A 22,406-nucleotide genomic window follows, 5' to 3' on the forward strand; every position below is an offset into this window, starting at 1 on the left:
CTTGAGACAAGGACTTAGGGGGATGCTCACACGTTGAGCATCAGAAAGCTTCTTCACAGAAATGTGAAGGAGCTTTTCTTTTTTGAATGTAAAGATCATTGACAGTAGAAATAATTCGCTTAAAGATATTTTTTAAAAAAAGGCCGTTCATGTTACATTACATCCTCAAACGTTTTTCTGGAGCACTGCTTGTCGTTTTTATCATTACGACTTTTTCTTTTTTTATGATTCGCATTGCGCCTGGCGGACCGTTTGATAAAGAAAAGGACATCCCCGCAGAAATCAAAAAAAATATCGAAAAAAAATACCACCTCGACGAACCACTCTACAAACAATATTGGCGCTACATAAGCGGTGTTCTTTTTCGTTTTGATCTTGGACCTTCCTACAAATATCCAAATCGTGATGTAAACGAATTCATCGCCTTGGGATTTCCCGTGAGCATGCAGCTTGCTTTTTTTTCTATGGTCTATGCTTTGCTCGTCGGCATTGGCGCTGGCTTGTTTGCAGCACTGCGGCAAAACACGCGCTGGGATTACGCGGCCATGGGCTTTGCGATGATCGGCGTCTCCATCCCCAACTTTGTCATGGGCCCACTCTTCCAACTTTTCTTCGGCGTAAAATTAGGATGGCTACCCATCGGCGGCTGGGAAGGCCCGCTACACTATATTTTGCCGTCCATCACCCTTGGCTCTATCTATGCTGCTTCTATTGCGCGCCTTACTCGCGGCGGAATTTTAGAAATTGTTCGTCAAGACTTCATCCGAACCGCGAGAGCAAAAGGCCTTAAGGAGCGTGTCATTATTTTTCGCCATATGCTGAAGGGTGGCTTGCTTCCCGTTGTTTCGTACATTGGGCCCGCAGCCGCGTTCATGATAGGCGGCTCTATTGTGATTGAAAAAATTTTCGACATTCCAGGTTTGGGAAGACACTTTGTGCAAAGCGCACTCAATCGTGATTACACCCTCACCTTGGGGCTGACTATTTTTCTTTCTTTTTTAATTCTCTTTTTTAACTTGGCCGTAGATCTTTTCTACACTTGGCTTGATCCTCGAGTGAGTTATGACGAATAAAGAAGCGCTTGTGGAAGAAAAATATGCCGAAGCTGGCACAAGCCTGTGGCAAGATGCTTGGAAGCGTTTGCTCAAAAACCGCATGGCGGTTGCAAGTGGCGCTTTTATTCTGCTAACAGCTGCGCTCTCTTTGCTGAGCCCTCTCATTTCTCCCTACGAAGTAGACACTGTCAATTATAGCGCCATCGGACAAGGCCCTAGCTTTGCTCATTTTTTTGGCACCGATGTTTTAGGCCGCGACCTTTTTTCTCGCTGTCTTTTTGGACTTCGCATTTCCCTTGCCATTGGCGTCACATCAACGCTTGTCACGTTTGTCATTGGTGTTGTTTGGGGTGCTGTTTCTGGTTACTTCGGTGGAAAAATCGATTCGCTCATGATGCGCATTGTTGATATTCTTTATGCGCTTCCTTACATGTTTTTTGTCATCGTGCTCATGACCGTTTTTGGCAGAAATATTTTGTTGCTCTTTGCTGCCATCGGCGCTGTATCATGGCTCACCATGGCGCGTATTGTTCGTGGCCAAGTTATGTCCATTCGCAAAAAAGAATTCATCGAAGCCGCTGTTTCCTGTGGAGTTGGACATCGCGCCATTATTTTCAGACATCTTATTCCAAATGCGTTGGGCCCTATTATTGTTTACGTTACGCTCATGGTTCCCCGGCTCATTTTGGTGGAAGCTTTTTTAAGCTTCTTGGGTTTGGGCGTGCAAGCTCCGCTGGCTTCACTGGGTTCGCTTACTTCAGACGGAGCTCAGGGAATGGAGTTGTACCCGTGGCTCATTTTGTTCCCCGGCGGAATTTTGGCTGTTTTGCTTTTTGCGCTCAACTATTTAGGTGATGGACTTCGAGATGCACTCGATCCGAAAATGAAACTCTGATGACTTTGCTCAAAGTAGAAAACTTGCACGTTTCATTTCATACTCCGGATGGCACTTTCCGCGCAGTGAATGGCGTGAGCTTTACGCTGCAGCAAGGTGCTACACTTGGCATTGTGGGCGAGAGCGGAAGTGGAAAAAGCATCACGAGCCTCTCGCTGATGCAGCTGGTACCTTGTCCTCCGGGAAGTATTGATGCTGGAACTGCGCTTTACAACGGCATCGATTTGCTTTCGCTGCCCGAAGAAAAAATAGCAAAGCTTCGCGGGAATGACATCGCAATGATTTTTCAAGATCCGATGACATCGCTCAATCCCTTTCTGAAAATTTCTCGGCAGCTCACCGAAACCTTGGAAGCTCATCAAGACATTTCATCATCTGAAGCCTTGCAGCGTTCTATTGACATGTTGGAACTCGTTGGCATTCCCGAAGCACGCAAACGTATTCACGATTATCCGCATCAGTTTTCGGGCGGGATGCGCCAGCGGGTGATGATTGCGATGTCACTTTTGTGCAAGCCGAAGCTGCTTATTGCTGACGAGCCAACCACAGCTCTTGATGTCACCATTCAGGCGCAAATTTTGGAACTCATTCAAAAGCTGCGCGAAGAATTGGGCACCACGGTTATCCTCATCACGCATGATCTTGGCGTTGTTGCTGGAACCTGTGATCACGTTGCGGTGATGTATGCCGGAAAAATTGTGGAGTACGGAAAAACGGAAGATATTTTTGCGCACCCCAGACATCCTTACACCAAAGGACTCTTGGCTTCCCTTCCAAGGCTTGATGCCGAAAAAGAGCAGCTTACTTCCATTCCTGGCCAACCGCCCGATATGAGCAAACCTCTTCAAGGCTGCCCGTTTGCGCCTCGTTGTCAGTATGCTCTCGAAAAATGTTGCAAACTGTTTCCAGACACCTTCTCTTTTGAAGAAGAACATTACTCGCTTTGCTGGAAGGCAAACGAACTGTAGTGATGAGTGAACAAAACATGAAACCATTGGTAGAAGTTAAAAATTTAAAAATATACTTTCCCATTGAGAAAGGCCTTATCCTCAAGAAAAAAGTTGGCGCCATAAAAGCTGTGGATGGGATTTCGTTTTCCATTATGCCGGGCGAAACCCTTGGGCTTGTGGGAGAAAGCGGCTGCGGAAAATCAACCACCGGCCGAGCCTTGATACAGCTGATAAAGCCAACCGATGGTGAAATTCTTTTCGAAGGAAAAAATTTAACCTCCCTCTCAAATGAAGAACTGAGGAAAAAGCGCCAAGATTTTCAAATGATTTTTCAAGATCCCTACGGCAGTCTTAATCCCAGAATGACCGTTGGCGACATTATTGCCGAGCCGCTCAAAACCTACAATATTGCAAAGGGAAAGCCGTTGGAGCGCATGGTGCAAGATCTTTTGTACGAGGTAGGCTTAAATCCGCGTTTCATTCGCCGTTATCCCCACGAATTTTCCGGTGGGCAGCGTCAACGTATTGGCATCGCGCGCGCTCTTGCCCTGAAGCCAAAGTTCATTGTCTGCGATGAACCCATTTCTGCTTTAGATGTTTCAATTCAAGCGCAAATTTTAAACTTGCTGGACGAACTCAAAAAGCGCCATCATCTTACCTTGCTTTTCATTGCACACGATCTCGCGGCCGTTCGTCATATTTCTGATCGCGTTGCCGTAATGTACTTGGGAAAAATTGTGGAAATTGCACCAAAGAAAATGCTGTTTGAAAATCCTTCTCATCCTTATACTCAAGCCCTCATGAGCGCTGTTCCCATTCCTGATCCTCTGATTCAGAAAAAGCGTCAAAGAATTGTGCTTGTAGGTGATGTTCCAAGCCCCATCAACACGCCATGCGGATGTCGTTTTCACAGCAGATGCCCAAAAGTTATGACAGAGTGCCGCAGCATTCAACCCAAGCTCAAAGAATACGAAGCTGACCAATATGTTTCTTGTCACTATGATGGAACAATAAATATTACCATTAGAAAATCCCTTGATTTTTGAAAGCCTTACCGCTAAATCACAGCAAACTTTTTTCATCCTTTTCCTTTCATCATCACAAAAGTGAGGACACATGACAGCTCTTGTAAGTGCACTGGGAACGAAATTCAAACATCCAAAGGGGCTTTATATCCTCTTTTTCACAGAAATGTGGGAACGATTTAGCTATTACGGAATGCGAGCTATTTTGGTGCTGTATCTTGTTGCCGAAACCAAAAACGGGCCAATGGGTGGTCTTGGTTGGTCAAAAGGAGATGCCTTAGCACTTTATGGTTGGTACACCATGCTTGTGTATGTTGCGTCAATTCCTGGAGGATGGCTTGCCGATCGCGTCTTTGGTGCAAGAAAAGCCGTGATGTTCGGAGGTCTTCTTCTTTGTATTGGCCATTTTTTGCTGGCATTCCACGGGCTTTTTCTTTTTTACACTTCCTTAGGCTTTATCATCGCCGGAGTTGGTCTTTTAAAACCAAATATTTCAACCCTCGTCGGAACCCTCTACGCACCCGGCGATCCTATGCGCGATAAAGGCTTCACCACTTTTTACATCGGCATCAATGTTGGGGCCTTCCTTTCTTCTTTCGTGGTAGGTACCGTAGGGGAACTTATAGGCTGGCATTACGGTTTTGCACTGGCTGGCGTTGGAATGCTGCTTGGGCAAGCCGTCTTTGTTTGGGGGCAAAAATATATTATCTCTGTTGATCATGAGAGTGGTATCAATCAAAAGCTTACAGATGCACAAAAAAACATACCTCTCACACGCATTGAAAAAGACAGAATGGGCGTTATGTTTCTCTCGTTCCTTATCGTCGTTGTTTTCTGGGGGGCCTTTGAGCAAGCTGGCGGTCTTATGAACCTCTACACCTTGGAAAAAACGAATCGTTTTCTTTTAGGTTGGGAAATTCCTGCAAGCTGGTTTCAGTCATTAAATCCGTTCTTCATCATGATTTTTGGAACTATGGCAGCTCAATTTTGGTACGTCCGTGCAAAACTTAAAAAGGAATCTTCATCGCTCTATAAAATGGCACTTGGCACCATGATCATGGGTTTTGGATTTGTCTTCATGGTTTTTGCAACCATGCAAACCTCTTCTGGTACCCAGGCTTCTATGATCTGGTTGATTTTGGCCTACCTCTTCCATACCATAGGTGAGCTTTTTGCTTCACCCGTAGCGCTTTCTTTTATCACCAAGTTGGCTCCGGTAAAATATGCCTCCCTCATGATGGGGGTTTATTTCGCAACAACTGGTTTTGGAAACAAGCTGGCTGGTCTTCTTGGCGAGTGGTCAGAAAATGCTGGTGAATTTGCTATCTTTGGCGGAATTGCCGCCTTCACTATTTTGTTTGGTTTGATTATGATCGCCTTCTTAAAACCATTAAAACGTTTAACACATGGAGCTGAAGATGAAACACCTCCGCCTTCATCTGCTAAGCTTGCGAAAGATGAAATAGCAACCATCGAATACGGCTGATATTTCTTTCCTAAAGTAGACTGAACCCGATGCCATCATATGGCGTCGGGTTTTTTTATGGACTTGATGCCGCAAGAACAAAAACATTATCCGAATCAATCTGAAAGAAATATTTAAAACAAGGCTCTTTTTTGTGAAAAAAGGAGTATTATTTCAAGAAATTAGAGCTTTTGTTTGTTGTCGGTGGAATAGAGAGCAACTTTCATCAAAAGCGGACGATAATAAGAGTAGAGGAAGTGTTTAAGCAAAGGAGAGCCTATGATAGCCCCTGACATCTTAGACAAATTGCGAAGAGAGCGTGAAGAGCAAGAAAGCCGCAATGCTCCCATTCAGATTCCACTTCATGTTCCCGAGCTCATCTATCCCAACACTACCCCAGCTGAACAGCTGGAAGAAGAAACTGCTCGTATTTTCATCATCGATTTAGCCTAAATTTTGTACATACCACATAAAAAAGCCCAGGCTTGTTTCCCAACCTGGGTTTTTATTTTGGGTTCAAGCTACTACACTAAAAATGGAGCAATCACCAAACTGATCACACTCATCAACTTCAACAAAATGTTAAGCGATGGACCCGAAGTATCTTTGTAGGGATCTCCCACCGTATCACCAATTACCGCTGAAGCGTGACGGTCGCTGCCTTTTCCGGTTCCATTTATGCTGCATCTTTTTTCGCCTTCGATTTGCTTTTTGGCGTTATCCCACGCTCCACCAGCATTTGACATGAAGATGGCAAGCAATACACCTGTTACGGTCACTCCAACCAACATTCCGCCAAGAGGTGCTGCATCTCCCCAAATGGCTTTTGAACCAAAGCCCACAATCACTGGAACAACAACTGCCAACAATCCTGGTTTTATCATTTGCTTCAAGGCTGCTGAAGTTGAAATGTCAACGCAGCGTGCGTAATCAGCTTTTGCGGTGCCTTCCATGAGGCCTTTAATTTCGCGAAACTGTCTGCGGACTTCTACAATCATTTCGTTTGCAGCCAGACCAACCGCGCGCATGGTCATTGCACTAAATAAAAACGGAAGCGTTCCGCCCAACAAAATACCCACCATTACTTCTGGACGGGTAACGTCAATTGAAGTGAGACCCGCTTGCTCGCGAAAAGCTGAAAACAAAGCAAGGGCGGTCAATGCTGCAGAACCAATGGCAAAGCCTTTTCCGATGGCAGCTGTTGTATTTCCCACGGCATCAAGACTATCGGTGCGTTCTCTTACCTCTGGCCCTAATTGACTCATTTCGGCAATGCCGCCAGCATTATCAGCAACTGGGCCGTATGCATCTACCGCCAACTGAATACCTGTTGTGGCCAACATTCCCAAAGCTGCAATGGCAATCCCAAACAAACCTGCAAGGCTAAAGCTAACGAGAACAGCTGCACCAATAAAGAAAAGAGGAAGCGCCGTTGAGCGTTTTCCCAAGGCAAGCCCAGACATAATAACAGTTGCCGTTCCGGTGAGTGAAGAGTTTACAATTTCATTTACCGGCTTACGTTGCATGGCGCAGTAATATTCTGTCACCATTCCGATCGCACTTCCTGCAACAAGCCCAACTACAACCGCTCCCCAAATGTGAAGCGCGTCGATGTTCATGGAAGAAAGCGTAATGCCATCTCCAACTGTAAAACGAATTACAAAATATGCGCCCACAACAAACAAACCCGCGGCTACAAACATGCCGCTGTTTAAAGCTTTTTGTGGGTTTCCACCTTCTTTTGTTTTTACGAAAAAAGTTCCAATGATGCTGGCAAGAATTCCAATGGCTGCAATGAGAAGCGGCAAAATAACTCCATTTAATCCAGCTGTAGCACCAAGCACCATAGCTGAGATGATGGCACCAACGTAAGACTCGAATAAATCTGCACCCATTCCACATACATCACCAACGTTGTCACCTACGTTATCGGCAATCGTGGCAGGATTTCGCGGATCATCTTCTGGAATGCCAGCTTCAACTTTTCCCACAAGATCAGCGCCTACATCTGCAGCTTTGGTGTAAATTCCTCCACCAACGCGCGCGAACAAAGCAATGGAAGAAGCTCCCAATGAAAAACCTGAAAGAATAGGAAGCACCACATCTTTTAAATTATTTACATCCGTTCCAAACTTTCCAGAAAAAATCAGAAAGAGTCCACCAAGGCCAAGCACTCCAAGACCCACAACACAAAGCCCCATCACGGCACCACCGCGGAATGCAACATCAAGCGCTTGGGTGAGGCCGATTCGCGCTGCACTTGCGGTTCGCACGTTAGCTTTGGTAGCAATGTTCAAACCAAGAAAACCGGCAAGGCCCGAACAAAAAGCACCAATCACAAAAGCAACAGCAGTGAGCTTTAGGGCGCCAGTATTTGCAACAGCAAGTATAATAGCTACTGCCATCACAAAAATGAAGAGGATGCGATATTCGCGTTTAATAAAAGCCATGGCTCCTTCACGAATTGCAGCTGCCACTTCAATCATTTTTTCTGTTCCAGGATCTTTATCTGAAACTTGCTTCGCCAAAAAAGCTGCATACAGCAACGCAACCACTGACATCAGTATTGCAAACCACATCATTGTTTGACCTGTCATGATTTATCCTCCGTTACACATCGTAAATAATTTGTTATGCAGCATGAAGAACTCTTCCATTTGAGATCTTCATCATAACGACTCTAGATAAGGGTGCGGCTTTCTACCGAAATAGCCAAGAAAAGGCAAGATGTGAGATGCCTTCTTTCTCATTTTTCCACAAAAAAAAGCCCACGCAGTTTTATCCTGCATGGGCTTTTTAGAAAGTGAAATGGTATTACGTGTAAGCTTCAGCCGATTGCGCCAAAACGGTTACATGATCTTTTGCTACTTCTACTAAACCTTCTCCTAGACGAAAAAGGGTATCGCCTTCTTTGGATCTGATTTTCATTTTTCCTGCATCAAGTTTTCCCACAAGAAAAGTGTGTCCTGGCAAAATGGTAAGTTCTCCCACTTCACCTGGCAATGTGACGGACGTGATCTCTCCCTCAAATACTTTTTTTTGCGGCGTAATGACTTTCAGTTCCATACTTTTTCCTTTGCGGACTTAAAATCCGCACTACATCTAAGTTTAAGCCTGAAGCGTTTTTGCTTTTTCTACCGCTTCATCAATGCTGCCCACCATGTAAAACGCTTGCTCTGGAAGATGATCGTATTTTCCATCCACCAAATCACGGAAACTGCGAATGGTGTCTGCAAGTTTTACATATTTTCCTTCGAGGCCAGTAAACTGACTTGCAACGAAGAAAGGCTGAGACAAGAAACGTTGAATTTTGCGCGCTCTTGCCACGATTTGTTTATCTTCTTCAGAAAGTTCATCCATACCAAGAATGGCGATGATATCCTGAAGGTCTTTGTAGCGTTGAAGCACACCCTGCACATCACGCGCAGTACGGTAATGCTCTTCGCCCACAATTTCTGGGCTCAACACCGCAGACGTTGAATCCAGTGGATCTACCGCTGGGTAAATACCAAGTTCCGCAATCTGACGCGAAAGAACCGTGGTTGCATCCAAATGCGCAAACGTTGTTGCTGGCGCGGGGTCAGTTAAGTCATCCGCTGGAACGTAAACGGCTTGCACCGAAGTAATTGATCCACTTTTCGTTGTCGTAATACGCTCTTGAAGTCCACCCATCTCGGTTGAAAGCGTTGGCTGATATCCTACAGCCGATGGCATACGACCAAGAAGTGCCGACACTTCTGAACCAGCTTGCGTAAAACGGAAAATGTTATCGATGAACAAAAGTACATCTTGCTTTTCATCATCACGGAAATATTCGGCAACGGTCAAAGCTGAAAGCGCAACTCTTGCACGTGCTCCAGGAGGCTCGTTCATCTGTCCATAGACCAGAGCACAGCGATCGATAACGCCCGACTCTTTCATCTCCATCCACAAATCGTTTCCTTCGCGAGTACGTTCACCAACGCCCGCAAAGATAGAGTATCCGCCATGTTGCTGGGCAACGTTGTTGATAAGCTCCATCACGATAACGGTTTTACCTACGCCCGCTCCACCGAAGAGACCAATTTTTCCACCGCGAGAATATGGCGCCAAAAGATCGATGACCTTAATTCCGGTTTCAAACATTTCTACTTCAGTTGCCTGTTCTTCGAAAGGTGGTGGTTCGCGGTGAATAGGAAGTGATTTTTTTACTTTCACTTCGCCCGCTTCATCAACCGGCTCTCCAACTACGTTCAAAATACGACCAAGTACTTCTTTTCCAACGGGCATCATAATTGGGGCTTTTGTGTTCACCACATCAGCTCCACGAACGAGACCTTCGGTAGAATCCATGGCGATACAACGAACGGTGTTCTCTCCCATTTGAAGCGCAACTTCCAACGTCAAATTCCATGGTTTTTCGTTGATACTTGGATTGCTCACCTTCAAGGCTGAATCGATTTCTGGCAAAAAGCCTTCTTCGAAACGCACGTCCACGGCTGGTCCAATTACTTGCGTAATTTTCCCCATGGCTTGAGTGTGTCCTGTTCCATTTCCAGTTTGCATGCTTTGCTCCTCTTGTTTCCAGTGAACGATGTAAAACGTTCACGCTTCTTTTATTGTATCGCTTCTGCTCCACCTAAAATATCGATTAATTCGGAAGTAATTGCGGCTTGGCGAGCTCGATTGTACACAAGCGCCAAGTCGGCAATCATATCGCTGGCATTTTTCGTTGCGCTGTCCATTGCTTGCATTCTGCTTGCAAGCTCGGATGCATATGAATCGAGAAAGGCTTGGCGAATGGTTCCCAAAATAGTTTCTTCGCATATTTCCGCCAAAAGTTTTTTTCGTTCCGGTTCGCACAGGTATTCAATTCCGTACTCCGCAGAAGTTTCGGCGCTCAATGGAATAAGTTCATCGAACAACACTTCTTGTCTTCCTGCTGAAATAAAATGATTGTACACAAGCACAACGCTATCAGTTTCTTCGGCATAGTAACGTTCTGTTAACAATGTTGAAACTTTGTGCGTAATGGCTTCAGGATGAGATTCTGGAACTTGATCCGCAATAACATGTGCTTTCAAACGCGCGCGAGACAAAGATTCGCGGCCTTTCTTTCCCAGCACAATGGGATAAACTTCAAAACCACTTGCGGTTTTTTCAGCAATCCAATTTTTCACGGCACGAAGTAAATTTTCGTTGAACCCGCCACACAATCCTCTGTCGGAAGTAAAGAGAACGAGGTCAATTTTTTTCACATTGCGGCGGTTCATCAAAACAGGAAGGTCTTCACCCGCTGCAGCAGCAACTCTTCTGGCAACGGCCAAAAGATTATCCATATAGATACGGCTTGCTTGCGCTGCATTTTGCGCACGGCGAAGTTTTGCCGCAGCAACAAGCTTCATGGCCTTTGTTACCTTTTGCGTATTCTTCACCGACAAAATGCGTTTTCGTATGTCTTTTAAATTTGCCATATCTCTATCTAGTCTTATGCAGTAAACTGCGTTTTAGCTTCGTTAATTGCGGCTGTTAGTTTTGCTTTCAGCTCATCATCTAAAGCTTTTTTCTTGATGATTTCATCTAAGACTTCTTTGCGATGTGAAGTCATGTAGCGTTCAAGGAAAGTAACGAACTCTAATACTTTTTCGATTTCAACATCATCTAACAAACCTTGTACGCCCGCAAAGATCTGCGCCACCTGCATTTCCACGCTGAGTGGAACATATTGGCCTTGTTTCAACAATTCAACAAGTCGTGCTCCACGGTGAATTTGCTTTTGCGTTGCTTCATCAAGCTCTGCGCCAAACTGTGCAAACGCTGCCATCTCACGATATTGTGCAAGTTCCAAACGCATTGTTCCTGCAACTTGTTTCATGGCTTTAATTTGCGCAGCTCCACCTACACGAGATACAGAAAGTCCAACGTTAATCGCTGGGCGAATTCCAGAGTGGAACAAATCACTTTCAAGATAAATTTGACCATCCGTAATTGAAATCACGTTTGTTGGTACGTAAGCAGAAACGTCTCCCGCTTGTGTTTCAATGATAGGAAGTGCGGTTAATGAACCTGATCCGCGCTCTTTGCTGAGTTTTGCAGCGCGTTCAAGCAAACGAGAATGAAGATAGAAAACATCTCCTGGATATGCTTCACGTCCTGGAGGACGACGGAGCAAAAGAGAAAGTTGACGATACGCAACAGCGTGCTTTGAAAGATCATCATAAATAATAAGAGAATGACCACCATTGTCGCGGTAAAATTCCGCCATGGTCACCCCAGCGTATGGCGCCAAATACTGCAATGGCGCAGGTGCGGAGGCTCCAGCTACAATTACGGTAGTGTATTCCATTGCACCGTGTTGTTTCAATTTTTCCACTACACGCGCAACGGTTGAAACTTTTTGACCAATGGCAACATAGAAGCACTTCATGCCGCTGCCTTTTTGATTGATGATAGCATCAATAGCAACTGCAGTTTTTCCGGTTTGACGATCACCAATAATAAGTTCGCGCTGACCTCTTCCCACCGGCGTCATCGCATCAATGGCTTTAATCCCGGTGAGCATCGGCTCGTGAACTGATTGACGCGCAACAATTCCTGGGGCTTTAATTTCGATATTACGCATTTCGCTTGCTACAACATCGCCAAGACCATCAACAGGATTTCCAAGGCCATCAACCACTCTTCCCAGCAGCCCATCACCAACCGGAACTTGTGCAATTTTTCCCGTGCGTCGTACTTCGTCGCCTTCGTGCAAGTCGGTGTCTTCTCCCATGATGGCAACACCAACGTTGTCTTCTTCAAGGTTCAAAACGATACCACGAACGCCGCCAGAAAATTCAACAAGCTCACCCGCCATAGCGCCAGTGAGACCGTGAATGCGGGCAATCCCATCACCCAACGTGAGAATTTGCCCCACTTCATCGGCACCTGCAGCGCCGGCATAGTCACGGATCTGTTCTTTAATAATGCGGCTAATTTCATCAGCTCTTATACTCATTCTTGCTCCTTATTGATGATGTGAAAATGTTTCCTTCATTCGTTGAAGACGGCCTTTAAGGCTTGAATCAAAAACGGAATCGCCCACTTTAAGGACAAAGCCGCCCCAAATATTTTTATCAACCGTCACCGTACATTTTGGTGTTTTTCCAATGAGCCCACCCAAAATACTTACTACCGATTGACATGCCTCATCGGAAAAGCGCTCGTCCGCCACGGTCACTTCTGCGTTTGCAATATTTTCAAGCTTGTCATGCAAGCGTTTGTACTCAAGATAAATGTGCTCAATAAGCGAAAGGCGCTGACGCTCCACCAAAAGAAAAAGAAAGCCCAAAATATCTTGCGAAAGGTTCAAGTGTTCTGCAAACGATCTGGCTAAACCATGTTTTTGAGATTTGCTTACTTGTTGTTCATCAAAAATATGCAAGGCCGATGGCGACACATGAAAAAGATCGACAAGTTTTTTGATTTCTTTTTCATATTCAGCCACTTTTTTCTCTTCAAGCGCTAATTCAAAAAAAGCTTTTGCATAACGTCTTGCAACTACGAACTCGCTCATGCCGCACCCCCTTCGGAAAGCTCGAGATTTTGGGGAGTAAATGAGCGAAGGTTCCCAAAGCTGCTGAGGGAAGTTTGGAAAATATCGTTTTGTTCGTGCTCACTCAGACCTTTGTTGAGCTCAGCTTCAATACCAGCAAAGGCTTTTTCGAGAATTTTTCGTTTTATTTCTTCTTGTGTTTTTAAGCGATCATTTTTCACCTGTCGCAAAGCCTCATCTTGCATTTTTTGCGCCTGCTCTTTTGCTCGTTTTGCAAGAAGCATACATTCGTGATCAGTCACACTGTGCATTTCGGCTACAATTTTCTCAAGCTCCGCATCAAGATGCTTAAGGCGTTGTGAACTGTCGTGCAAACGACGCTCTGCCGCAAGATGTTCCTCACGCGCAGTGCGAAGAGAAAACTCAGTGTTGATATTTCTTTCGGCAAAATATTTTTTGATGGGCGCACGAAGAAATGTTCTGAGAAGAAAAATCAAGATTGCAAAGTTAATGAGGGGAAAAATCACATTCATGAATGAAGCCCCTCTCTTTGTTTATGCGTAAGTCGTGAAAGAATAAGCGCTTCTAAAGTGGTGATTTCTTTTTCAAGGTTTTTTTCTGTTTCAGCGGCTTCACGTTCAATTTCAACACGAGCTTTCTCAACCTGCAGCTTTATCTCTTCTCTTGTTTTCTGGAGGAGTTTTCTGGCGGTGTCTTCGGCCACTCTTCTTTTTTCGTCGCCTTCTAAGCGAGCAGCGTGACGTTTTTCAGCGATGCAGGCATGAATTTTTTGCTCATTTTCTTCAGCCTTTTTCGTGAACTTTTTGGCCTCAAGCGATGAACCCTCGGTAAGCTCATAACGGCGACGCAAAATACGCAACGCCGGCCTAAACACAAGCGTGTTCAAAAAGGAGAGCGTGAACAAGAAAAAGCACAGTTGAAGAAAAAAAGTTTCGTCAGGAAAAAGATTGATTCCCTCTGACGCAATAATTGCCAGCATGTTTCCCTCTTAAGTCATAAAAACGATGTTTTGGAAAATCGCGGGGGCACATTCACCACACTTTGCTTTTTTACGCAAGCCAAAATCTTGTGCTTCTTTCAGAAGAAGAATTGAGCAAATAAACTACCCCAAATGCCAAAAAGAAAGAAAAGCGCTTTGATTTTTATCCTATTGTTTTCGCTTCTTTTTCTTGTCTTTGTTCCGTGGGCTGACGCAAAGGTGTAATATTTTTCCCAACGGTTTGACTTGTTCCGTGGAAAAGCGCGCCCTCTTCAATGATAAGGCTATGTGTTTTGAGATTTGCCTCAACACGCGCACCTTTTTTCAAAAAAATCCGTGAAGCCGCTTCAACTTCGCCATTCACAAGACCTTCTACAATGACAGTATCAACATGAAAGTTGCCCACAATATTTGCTTCCGGCCCTACCATGAGGGTTCCAGAAGACTCAATATCTCCTTGAAAGCTTCCATTAATCTGAACGATGCCTTCAAAACGAAGTTTTCCTTCAAAACTACAGGCATTATCTAATAAACCATTAATTTGAGTTGAACTTTCACTATTTCCTGATGACCACTTACTATTTTTTGACATTTCTCCCCCTTTTTTTTGATTTTCCCCTAGTTTTTTTACTTAAATAAAAAAGCACCTGCTTTTTGAAAAGTGGTGCTTTCTTAAAGAAAAAAAGTAAAAAAGACAAGAAATTATGAAATTTTGTGGTAAATCCGATCTAAATCAGCCTGATTGTAGTATTCAATCACAATTTTACCAGCGCCTTTTTGGCCCAGCTTTATGCTCACTTTTGTTCCCAACTCTTGCTTTAACCTGTCAGTGATGGCTTCAAGTTGTGGGTCGAGGCGTTCCCTTTTCTTCTGTTCTTGCGATGATGGCTGCATTTTTTTCTGAATATGACGTTCAAGATCACGAACACTGATCGTGTTGGACAAAATCGTTTCTCTACACTTCAACTGCTCATGAATAGTTGTGAGCGATAAAAGCGCCCGTGCATGCCCGGCCGAATACCTGCCTTGAGCAAGATCTTCTCGAATAATCTGAGGAAGCTTCAATAAACGCATGCTGTTGGTAACTGCCGTTCGCGATTTCCCCATGGCTGCGGCAATTTCTTCTTGGGAATACTGAAAACGATCGGCCAAGTCGCGATAAGCAATAGCTTCTTCAATAGGATTCAAGTCCTCACGCTGAATATTTTCCAAAATGGCAAGCACCAGCATGTCTTTTGAAGTTTTTACATTCTTTATAATAACCGGAATTTCAGCAAGACCCGCAAGCTTCGAGGCGCGAAGACGACGCTCACCCGCAATAAGTTCATAACGTTCTTCCGAAAGCTCTTTCACCAATATGGGCTGCAAAACGCCTTGTTCTTTGATAGAAGCTGAGAGTTCACGCAATTTTTCCTCATCAAAAAGGCTTCGTGGCTGCTCTTTATTTGCAATAATTTTATCTAGAGGCACCATGCGCAAAGGAGACGTTTTTTCAACCGTTTCCCTTGTTTTTTCAGTTTCAGAGGCAGTTTTTTGAACTTTCTCCTCTTTTTTTGGCTCTACTTTCCGTTTTTCGTCCGAAAAAGTGTTCTGAATAATGGCGTCTATCCCTCTTCCAAGGGCTGGTCTTCCCTGCATATTACCTCCGTAATCTCTCTTTAGGTTAGAGAGCGCGTGAACTATGAAGTTCTGTCACATGAATCAAGTGCGCCTTGCAATACATTATGTTCGGGCGCTGGAATACTGAGTTCTGTTTCGAATGGAGAGGCTTGAAATTCTGCTTCAACTCCTTCTGCCACAACTTCATCCTCTTCTCTTTCTTCGTGAAGCGGAAGGTCTTTCGCTTCAGTGTGCTTCATCACTTCTTGAGCTAATTCAATGTAGCTTGTAGCTCCCTTGCACTCTACGTCGTATAAGACGATTGGTTTGCCATGACTTGGGGCTTCGCTTAAGCGAACGTTCCGTGGAATCAATACTTCGAAGACCTTTTCATTGAAGTACTTGCGCATACTCTCTTGAACTTGCCGTGACAAGTTGTTGCGAGGGTCGTACATGGTAAGCACAATACCTAAAATGCTCAAATTTTGATTTATTCGTTGCTGGACTAACTGAATGGTTTTTTGGAGTTCAGCCATCCCTTCCATCGCAAAGTACTCACATTGCACGGGAACCAAAACAGAATCTGCGGCGCAAAGAGAATTGAGGGTCAACAAGCCTAGTGATGGTGCGCAGTCTATAATAATATAGTCATAGTCATCACGGACTTTATCAATTTGCTCTTTTAACCTTGTTTCTCGAGACATCACCGTTACCAGCTCTACTTCGGCACCTACCAAAGCAGGGCTGGCTGGAAGCAGAGAAAGATAAGGCATTTCAGTAGCTTGAACAGCTTCTGCAATTGGAAAATCTTCCACTAAAACATTATAAATGCTTTTTTCGGCCTCATACTTGTTGAAGCCCAATCCGGTTGTGGCATTCGACTGTGGATCGAGATCGATAAGCAAAACTCTTTTTTCTGCACCTGCAAAACAAGCAGAAAGATTGATTGAAGTGGTCGTTTTACCCACGCCCCCTTTTTGATTACAAATAGCAATAACTTGAGCCATTAACTCCCCCGTTGAAAGTAGTTTTTAGTTAATAGTTATAGTTGCTGGAGCTAACTAAGTAACTCCGCTGTTTATACGGGGTTTTGAGAAGAAATCAAGAAATGTTTCACGTGAAACATTCCAAAAAGATCCTCGACCAAGCAGCTTATGCATGATATGAGCACGCAATGTTTCACGTGAAACATATGCGGCAGTTATAAGTTCATAGTTTGTAGTTTTTAGAGCTCAATACACATAAACCATGGGCCAAAAACGGATAAAAAAGGCGGTTGCATGATAAAGGGATCTCAAACGTTTTTTCATCGGGTAAACCATGAAATTTTTCTCATCACTTCAGCTTTAGGAGAAGAAAAATGTGGGATGATTGCAACTTGGATTATGCCGGGCACATTAGTAGAAGAACATCCTCGCTTAATTGGAGTTTTTTCTCCTGAAAACAGAACTACGCAAGTATTGCTTGCTCGAGGACAGTTTGTGGCGCATCTTTTAGCCCAAGAACAGTTGGAACTTGTCCCTCTTTTTGGATTGCGTTCGAGCAAAGAAATCAACAAGTTTTCAACAACAGCTCATAGCTTAAATTCAGATGGAATTCCGATTGTTTACAACACTTGCGGTTGGGTGAAATGTAAAGTTATCAACAAGCTGGATTTAGGAGATAGAATTGTGGTTGTGAGTGATATTTTTGAAGGCGAAACTGATTCTCTGAAGACACCTCTTTTAAAAGAATATTGCTTCTCATACCTTCCCCCAGAGGCTAGCTTTTCACTTCTTGAAAAAAGGCAGCGGGATAATATCCGCGATCAAAAGCTGATGCTTCACCCTTCATGAGCCAACGCAAACACGAAAAGTGTTCTCTTGTCTTGATTTGAAAGCGCATAGTCTTCTCGATGAATCAATTGGAGCGATAAAGATTTTAAAACTTCTTTTGCGTCGGATAACTCTTCATCGGCCTTTGCAGACTTCATCGCAATGATAGAGCCGCCTTCTTTAAGGTAAGGAACAGCAAGTGGAAGATATTCTTTTAAAGCCCATGTTGCTCTGCTAATAACGATGTCAAATTTTCCACACTGCTTCTGGAGATTTTTATCCTCAGCTCGTCCACATGCTGTGGATATGTTGTTCAAGTGCAATGAAAGAATAACTTGTTGTAAAAAATTGGTTTTTTTCTGAGTAGCGTCAAGAAGCACAACACGTAATTCTGGCAGGCTCAATTTTATTGGCACTCCGGGTATACCTCCTCCGGTGCCGAGATCAATAAGGCTCGTTGCATTTTTGACGTAAGGCAAAACGTGGAGAGCATCTTCAATATGCTTAATTTTGATTTCAGCAGGATCAGTAATAGCAGTGAGATTAATTTTGGCATTCCACTTTAAAAGAAGATCGATGTAAGAAAAAAACAAATCGTTTATCATCGTTTTAATCCATTTTTTTGAGAAGGTGCAGGGGTAAGCCTTGCTATTTCTGCGTGTCGAAAACAATCAATCGTATGATCATTCACCATTCCTACCGCCTGCATATGGGCGTATAAAATAGTTGAACCCACAAATTTAAAGCCGCGCCGTTTCATATCTTTACTCCAAGCATCTGAAATTTCGGTATGAGGAGGAAGTTCTTTTATGGTTTTCCGTTTATTTTGAAGCGGTTTTCCTCCTACAAACTGCCAACTATAGTTTGCAAAACTTCCAAATTCCCTTTGAACTTCCAAAAAGCATTTCGCATTCGTAATAGCAGCCTCCACTTTTAATCGATTGCGAATAATGCCGGGGTTTAGCAAGAGCTTCTCCACTTTTTGGGATGAGAACTTTGCTACTTTTTGAGGATCAAAGTTTGCGAAGGCTTCACGATAAGATTCTCTCCGCTTTAAAACAGTAAGCCAACTTAAACCTGCTTGCGCACCTTCCAAAAGAAGAAACTCAAATAAAACTCTATCGTCATAAACGGGAACTCCCCACTCATGATCGTGGTAGTCTTGATAGATTTTGTCTTCAGTAACCCAAGCACATCTTTTTTTCATAAAGTTGAGTCCTTTAAGCTTTTCCAAAGCTGCACTTTATTTTTTTTCACGATACTCTTCAACTTGTTTTGAATGTCCCATTCTAAGATGTGCAAGGAACAAAAGATTTTGCGCAAGTGGATTTGGTTTTTGCTTCATCACCGGTTCCAGTGCATCAACCATGGCATGAAAAAGATCGAACTGATAATACACTTGAGCTTTGAGCAATGCACTTGCCTGCGGAGAAAGTTGTAAAACCTCAAGCTGTTTCAGTTTTGCATTGAGATTTTTTTCATCGTTGCTGTTTAACAGTTGAAACCAATATCGCGCACCTTTTATGTGCAATTGCTTGCCCTTCTTTTCTGACAAATACCAAAAATATTTTTTCCCAGGCTTTAGTTTTTGTAATGGAGAATAAAGGCTAAATTGATTTTGATTTTGTGTGAGCTTGCTTGAATAAAATGGTTTTTGATGCTCGTCTTCGATGACTAAATAAGGATGATTAAGCTTTGTTTTACCTTCCAGCTTCCATTTGAAAATTATTTTTTTCTGATTTGAAAAAATACGCGAGTGAGTTGGAGAAATGCCATCAACTCCAAAAAACGCTCCACCAAGCACTAATCCTTGTGGGGGACCACTTTGCGGGTTCCCCATTTTTACTCTTCCATGAAGTGTTGGGCTATTTTCTCCTTTAATGTGTTTCACTTCTTCAAGCGCACTCGCTAAACCTGGAATGATGGTGGTGCTTTTCACTTGTTTTGATTTTATTTTTTCACCAATGGTTACACATTCATTTTCTTTCAGCGAAACAAGTTCGCCGTTCATATACATGAGACTTGCGCTGCTTTTTTCCCCAATACTTAAAACTGTGGCATCCGGAAGAGTGCTGCCTATACTAATCGCAAGTTTATCTTTTTTTAGTTTTGCGGAAACATCGCCGCTGACATCGATGAGTACTGCATCAGCAAAAACTGATTGACTGATAAACAGAAAAATTAAAAGTGAAAAAGGAAATATACTGTGTGTAAAATGCTTGTGGAAAAATTTCATGCTTCTTTGTAAAAGATTTTTATTATGGTGACAATTTTATTCTAGGGAAAATTTAAATAGCGTCGTGACCTTTTTCGCCTGTTCGAATACGGACGCATTCTTCCAGGGGAAGGATGAAAATTTTTCCATCGCCTAATTTTCCATCACTGTGAATAGCCACCCGCATTATAATTTCACAAATTTTATCAACGAAGCTATCGTTGCATGCAATTTCAATTTGAATTTTTGGTGAAAGGCTTGGCGCGCGTTCTTGTCCGCGATAGAGTTGCGAGCTGCGTGAGCGTCCATGACCAGATGCTCGCAAAACGGTGATGCGCGTGATATCCGCTGCTAGCAAGGCTTCGCGGACTTCGTCTAGCTTATCAGGTTGAATGATGGCGATTACTAATTTCATGCAGTCTTCACTCCTTCGCGGTTCATTCTATTCTGGGTTCATCAAACCATATGCTGATTCGCCATGCTGACTATAATCTAAACCAGATCGTTCCGAAGCTGGATCGAGCCTGAGGCCGCAACATTTGTCGATGACAAAAAGAAAAAGTAAGGTCATTGCAGAAGCGTAAACAAGCGTAACGCCAACACCTAAGGCCTGTACTCCAAACTGATGCAATACACTCCACTCTGTACCAGCACTGAGAGCGGCCGCTTTTAAATCGGCAGCAGTTGAGCCTCGAATAAAAAAACTAAGGCCTAATGCGCCCAAAATACCGCCGGTGCCGTGAATGCCAAACACATCCAGCGTGTCATCGTAGCCAAGTCGGTTTTTAAGCATGATGGCGCCGTAACAAACAAGCGAAGCAAGAGCGCCAAGTGCCATCGCACCCAAAGGTTTTACTACACCTGCTGCAGGCGTGATGGCAACAAGACCTGCGATGATACCACTCGCAATACCAAGACTCGTTGCCTTCTTCAAAAAGATGCCTTCGAGGAAAATCCACATAAGTGCTGCTGAGGCGGCCGCAACTTGTGTTGCTGTAAAAGCTTGCGCTGTTTGTAGATTGCTTGCAATGGAACTTCCGGCGTTGAAACCAAACCAGCCAACCCACAGCAAACCCGCACCAATCAAGGTGAAGACAAGGTTGTTTGGTCGCATAGAACTTTTTGGATAACCGATTCGTTTGCCCAGATAAAGTGCAGCCACAAGACCACTGATACCAGCAGCAATGTGAACCACAGTGCCGCCAGCAAAATCGATGGCGCCTAATTTGAAAAGAAAACCATTTTCGTACCACACCCAATGACAAAGCGGATTGTAGACAAACAAGCTCCAAAGCGCGATGAAAATGCAATATGGCCAAAAACGAATGCGCTCGGCAAACGCGCCTGCAATAAGGGCTGGCGTGATGATGGCAAATTTTCCTTGGAACATCGCAAACACATATTCAGGAACACCCGCAGTCATGATGGAGCCATCGATGCCGTCCAAAAAAAGAAGATGTGGCGACCAACCAAACCATCCGCCAAACACATCTTCGCCAAACGCCATTGAATATCCACAAGCTACCCACAACACACCAATAATGGCCATGGCCGCAAAGCTATGCATCATGCTGCCCAGCACGTTTTTGGTACGAACAAGTCCACCGTAGAAAAGCGCAAGACCAGGAATCATCAGCAATACGAGGACAGTAGAAACGAGCATCCAAGCTGTAACACCGGAATCAGCATCGGCCGCAAACGCGGGTGTGGAAAGAATAAGAAGGAAGAGAGATGCAAAAAAGGAACGGTAGATTTTTTTCACCGGGAACATATAAACTAGGCAAAGAAGAAATTGCAAGATGGAAAATTTATTTCAGTTTGCCATTCTCTCATGGTCTTATTGAAAATCTCTTCTGACAATTGAGTTTAAACTAAAGCATTGCTTTTCTTCTTCGGATTGGGAATGGTTCGCGTATGAAAAAACTTAAAAAATACTGTTCTCTTTTCTTGCTCACCTTTCTTTTTGCCTGTAGTCATTCTTCGTCAGGAGAAGCTACCATGAAAGAAGCTACAAAAAATCTCAACGCTCAAAACCTTGAAACAGCCACCTTTGCGGGCGGTTGCTTTTGGTGCATGGAAGGTCCTTTCGAAGCACACGAAGGTGTAGCCGAAGTTTTGTCAGGTTACACGGGCGGAAAAAAAGCAAACCCAACGTATGAAGAAGTTTCAAGCGGAAGGTCTGGACACTTTGAAGCCATTCAAATTTTTTATAACCCTCAGAAAATAAGTTACCAAGAATTGCTCGACATTTTCTGGATGCAAGTAGACCCTACCGATGCTGGTGGGCAATTTGTAGATCGTGGCGATCAATATCGTTCAGCTATTTTTTATAAAAATGAAAAAGAAAAACAATTGGCAGAAGCTTCAAAAACTGCACTAGAAAAATCTGGCCGCTACAGCAAACCTATAGCAACACTCATTTTACCGGCATCAACCTTTTATTCTGCGGAACAATATCATCAAGATTATTACAAAAGTAATCCAATACGCTACAAATTTTATCGCTCGCGTTCGGGAAGAGATGACTATTTAGATAAAGTATGGACGAAAGAAGAACGTAAAGCTTCAAGCACTCACCATATTGAAGAAGAAAAGGCAAAAAACATGAGCAGCACTTTTCACAAACCAAGCGACGAAGAATTGAAAAAAAAGTTAACTCCATTGCAATATAACGTAACGCAAAAAGATGGAACAGAGCGTTCGTTTGATAACGAATACTGGAACAATCACCGTGATGGCATCTATGTAGACGTGGTGTCTGGCGAAGTGTTGTTCAGTTCGAAAGATAAGTAGTTCCCCCTGAAAAACCCATTTTTTCAAGATAGCGGACCTTGAGCGGTGTGTTTTTTCGGAGGCTCAACAAAAATCAACCTCA

Annotated in this window: 23 protein-coding genes; 7 read left to right on the plus strand and 16 right to left on the minus strand. The window is 43.7% G+C overall.

The window, feature by feature from the left end; all coding sequences use genetic code 11:
- Positions 1-149 precede the first annotated feature (149 nt).
- The 5 genes from COV43_03510 to COV43_03530 all read left to right on the plus strand — a co-directional run bounded on the left by COV43_03510 (position 150) and on the right by COV43_03530 (position 5,411).
- Entirely contained in the window at positions 150-1,073 is a 924-nt protein-coding gene (locus COV43_03510; protein ID PIR25903.1) for a hypothetical protein, read from the plus strand.
- Entirely contained in the window at positions 1,063-1,950 is an 888-nt protein-coding gene (locus tag COV43_03515) for a peptide ABC transporter permease (GenBank protein ID PIR25904.1), read from the plus strand. Before COV43_03510 ends, COV43_03515 begins: the two co-directional genes overlap by 11 nt.
- Entirely contained in the window at positions 1,947-2,918 is a 972-nt protein-coding gene (locus COV43_03520; GenBank protein ID PIR25905.1) for a peptide ABC transporter ATP-binding protein, read from the plus strand. The genes COV43_03515 and COV43_03520 overlap by 4 nt, the downstream gene beginning before the upstream one ends.
- A gap of 2 nt (positions 2,919-2,920) precedes the next feature.
- Positions 2,921-3,946 (plus strand): peptide ABC transporter substrate-binding protein, encoded by a 1,026-nt coding sequence (locus COV43_03525; GenBank protein ID PIR25906.1) that lies wholly within the window; start codon positions 2,921-2,923, stop codon positions 3,944-3,946.
- Positions 3,947-4,016: 70 nt separating this feature from the next.
- Positions 4,017-5,411, plus strand: a complete 1,395-nt coding sequence (locus tag COV43_03530; protein ID PIR25907.1) for an MFS transporter — start codon at positions 4,017-4,019, stop codon at positions 5,409-5,411.
- Positions 5,412-5,914: 503 nt separating this feature from the next.
- Here the strand turns inward: COV43_03530 and COV43_03535 are convergent.
- From COV43_03535 to COV43_03585, 11 genes are all read right to left on the minus strand, one after another.
- Complete coding sequence (locus COV43_03535) at positions 5,915-7,987, minus strand: sodium-translocating pyrophosphatase (protein PIR25908.1); 2,073 nt, start codon at positions 7,985-7,987, stop codon at positions 5,915-5,917.
- 217 nt (positions 7,988-8,204) lie between these two features.
- Positions 8,205-8,456 carry an ATP synthase F1 subunit epsilon gene (gene atpC / locus COV43_03540; protein ID PIR25909.1) on the minus strand — a complete coding sequence of 84 codons (252 nt, stop codon included), beginning with the start codon at positions 8,454-8,456 and terminating at the stop codon, positions 8,205-8,207.
- A 42-nt stretch (positions 8,457-8,498) separates the two neighbouring features.
- On the minus strand, positions 8,499-9,935 hold the full coding sequence (atpD, locus tag COV43_03545) for a F0F1 ATP synthase subunit beta (GenBank protein PIR25910.1): 1,437 nt from the start codon (positions 9,933-9,935) through the stop codon (positions 8,499-8,501).
- 50 nt (positions 9,936-9,985) lie between these two features.
- Positions 9,986-10,843 (minus strand): ATP synthase F1 subunit gamma, encoded by an 858-nt coding sequence (gene atpG, locus COV43_03550; protein PIR25911.1) that lies wholly within the window; start codon positions 10,841-10,843, stop codon positions 9,986-9,988.
- Between the two features lie 14 nt (positions 10,844-10,857).
- A complete protein-coding gene (locus COV43_03555) occupies positions 10,858-12,366 on the minus strand; it encodes a F0F1 ATP synthase subunit alpha (GenBank protein PIR25912.1) in 1,509 nt (502 codons plus the stop codon).
- A gap of 9 nt (positions 12,367-12,375) precedes the next feature.
- On the minus strand, positions 12,376-12,924 hold the full coding sequence (gene atpH, locus COV43_03560; GenBank protein PIR25913.1) for an ATP synthase F1 subunit delta: 549 nt from the start codon (positions 12,922-12,924) through the stop codon (positions 12,376-12,378).
- Positions 12,921-13,436, minus strand: a complete 516-nt coding sequence (locus COV43_03565) for a hypothetical protein (GenBank protein ID PIR25914.1) — start codon at positions 13,434-13,436, stop codon at positions 12,921-12,923. The genes atpH and COV43_03565 overlap by 4 nt, the downstream gene beginning before the upstream one ends.
- Complete coding sequence (locus tag COV43_03570) at positions 13,433-13,903, minus strand: hypothetical protein (protein ID PIR25915.1); 471 nt, start codon at positions 13,901-13,903, stop codon at positions 13,433-13,435. Before COV43_03570 ends, COV43_03565 begins: the two co-directional genes overlap by 4 nt.
- Before the next feature lie 163 nt (positions 13,904-14,066).
- Positions 14,067-14,495 (minus strand): hypothetical protein, encoded by a 429-nt coding sequence (locus COV43_03575; protein ID PIR25916.1) that lies wholly within the window; start codon positions 14,493-14,495, stop codon positions 14,067-14,069.
- A gap of 110 nt (positions 14,496-14,605) precedes the next feature.
- The gene (locus COV43_03580; protein PIR25917.1) at positions 14,606-15,541 is read right to left on the minus strand and encodes a chromosome partitioning protein ParB; all 936 of its coding nucleotides are present in this window, start codon (positions 15,539-15,541) and stop codon (positions 14,606-14,608) included.
- A gap of 41 nt (positions 15,542-15,582) precedes the next feature.
- On the minus strand, positions 15,583-16,509 hold the full coding sequence (locus tag COV43_03585) for a hypothetical protein (GenBank protein PIR25918.1): 927 nt from the start codon (positions 16,507-16,509) through the stop codon (positions 15,583-15,585).
- Between the two features lie 273 nt (positions 16,510-16,782).
- On the opposite strand from COV43_03585, the gene COV43_03590 reads away from it, so the two are divergent.
- Complete coding sequence (locus tag COV43_03590) at positions 16,783-17,337, plus strand: hypothetical protein (protein PIR25919.1); 555 nt, start codon at positions 16,783-16,785, stop codon at positions 17,335-17,337.
- Here COV43_03590 and rsmG read toward each other — a convergent pair.
- The 5 genes from rsmG to COV43_03615 are packed head-to-tail and all read right to left on the minus strand — an operon-like array spanning position 17,325 to position 21,302.
- On the minus strand, positions 17,325-17,921 hold the full coding sequence (gene rsmG / locus COV43_03595; protein ID PIR25920.1) for a 16S rRNA (guanine(527)-N(7))-methyltransferase RsmG: 597 nt from the start codon (positions 17,919-17,921) through the stop codon (positions 17,325-17,327). The genes COV43_03590 and rsmG overlap by 13 nt on opposite strands.
- Positions 17,918-18,523, minus strand: coding sequence for a DNA-3-methyladenine glycosylase I (locus COV43_03600; GenBank protein PIR25927.1), 606 nt, complete (start codon positions 18,521-18,523; stop codon positions 17,918-17,920). Before COV43_03600 ends, rsmG begins: the two co-directional genes overlap by 4 nt.
- Before the next feature lie 36 nt (positions 18,524-18,559).
- Positions 18,560-19,552 carry a hypothetical protein gene (locus COV43_03605; GenBank protein ID PIR25921.1) on the minus strand — a complete coding sequence of 331 codons (993 nt, stop codon included), beginning with the start codon at positions 19,550-19,552 and terminating at the stop codon, positions 18,560-18,562.
- A gap of 52 nt (positions 19,553-19,604) precedes the next feature.
- Positions 19,605-19,946: a transcriptional regulator gene (locus COV43_03610; protein PIR25922.1), complete on the minus strand. Its 342-nt coding sequence runs from the start codon at positions 19,944-19,946 to the stop codon at positions 19,605-19,607.
- A 27-nt stretch (positions 19,947-19,973) separates the two neighbouring features.
- Complete coding sequence (locus COV43_03615) at positions 19,974-21,302, minus strand: ammonia channel protein (protein PIR25923.1); 1,329 nt, start codon at positions 21,300-21,302, stop codon at positions 19,974-19,976.
- Positions 21,303-21,445: 143 nt separating this feature from the next.
- On the opposite strand from COV43_03615, the gene msrA reads away from it, so the two are divergent.
- Positions 21,446-22,324: a peptide-methionine (S)-S-oxide reductase gene (gene msrA / locus COV43_03620; protein ID PIR25924.1), complete on the plus strand. Its 879-nt coding sequence runs from the start codon at positions 21,446-21,448 to the stop codon at positions 22,322-22,324.
- The last annotated feature ends 82 nt before the right edge of the window (positions 22,325-22,406 follow it).

It is taken from the genome of Deltaproteobacteria bacterium CG11_big_fil_rev_8_21_14_0_20_42_23 (assembly GCA_002796345.1).
GTDB lineage: Bacteria > UBA10199 > UBA10199 > 2-02-FULL-44-16 > 2-02-FULL-44-16 > 1-14-0-20-42-23.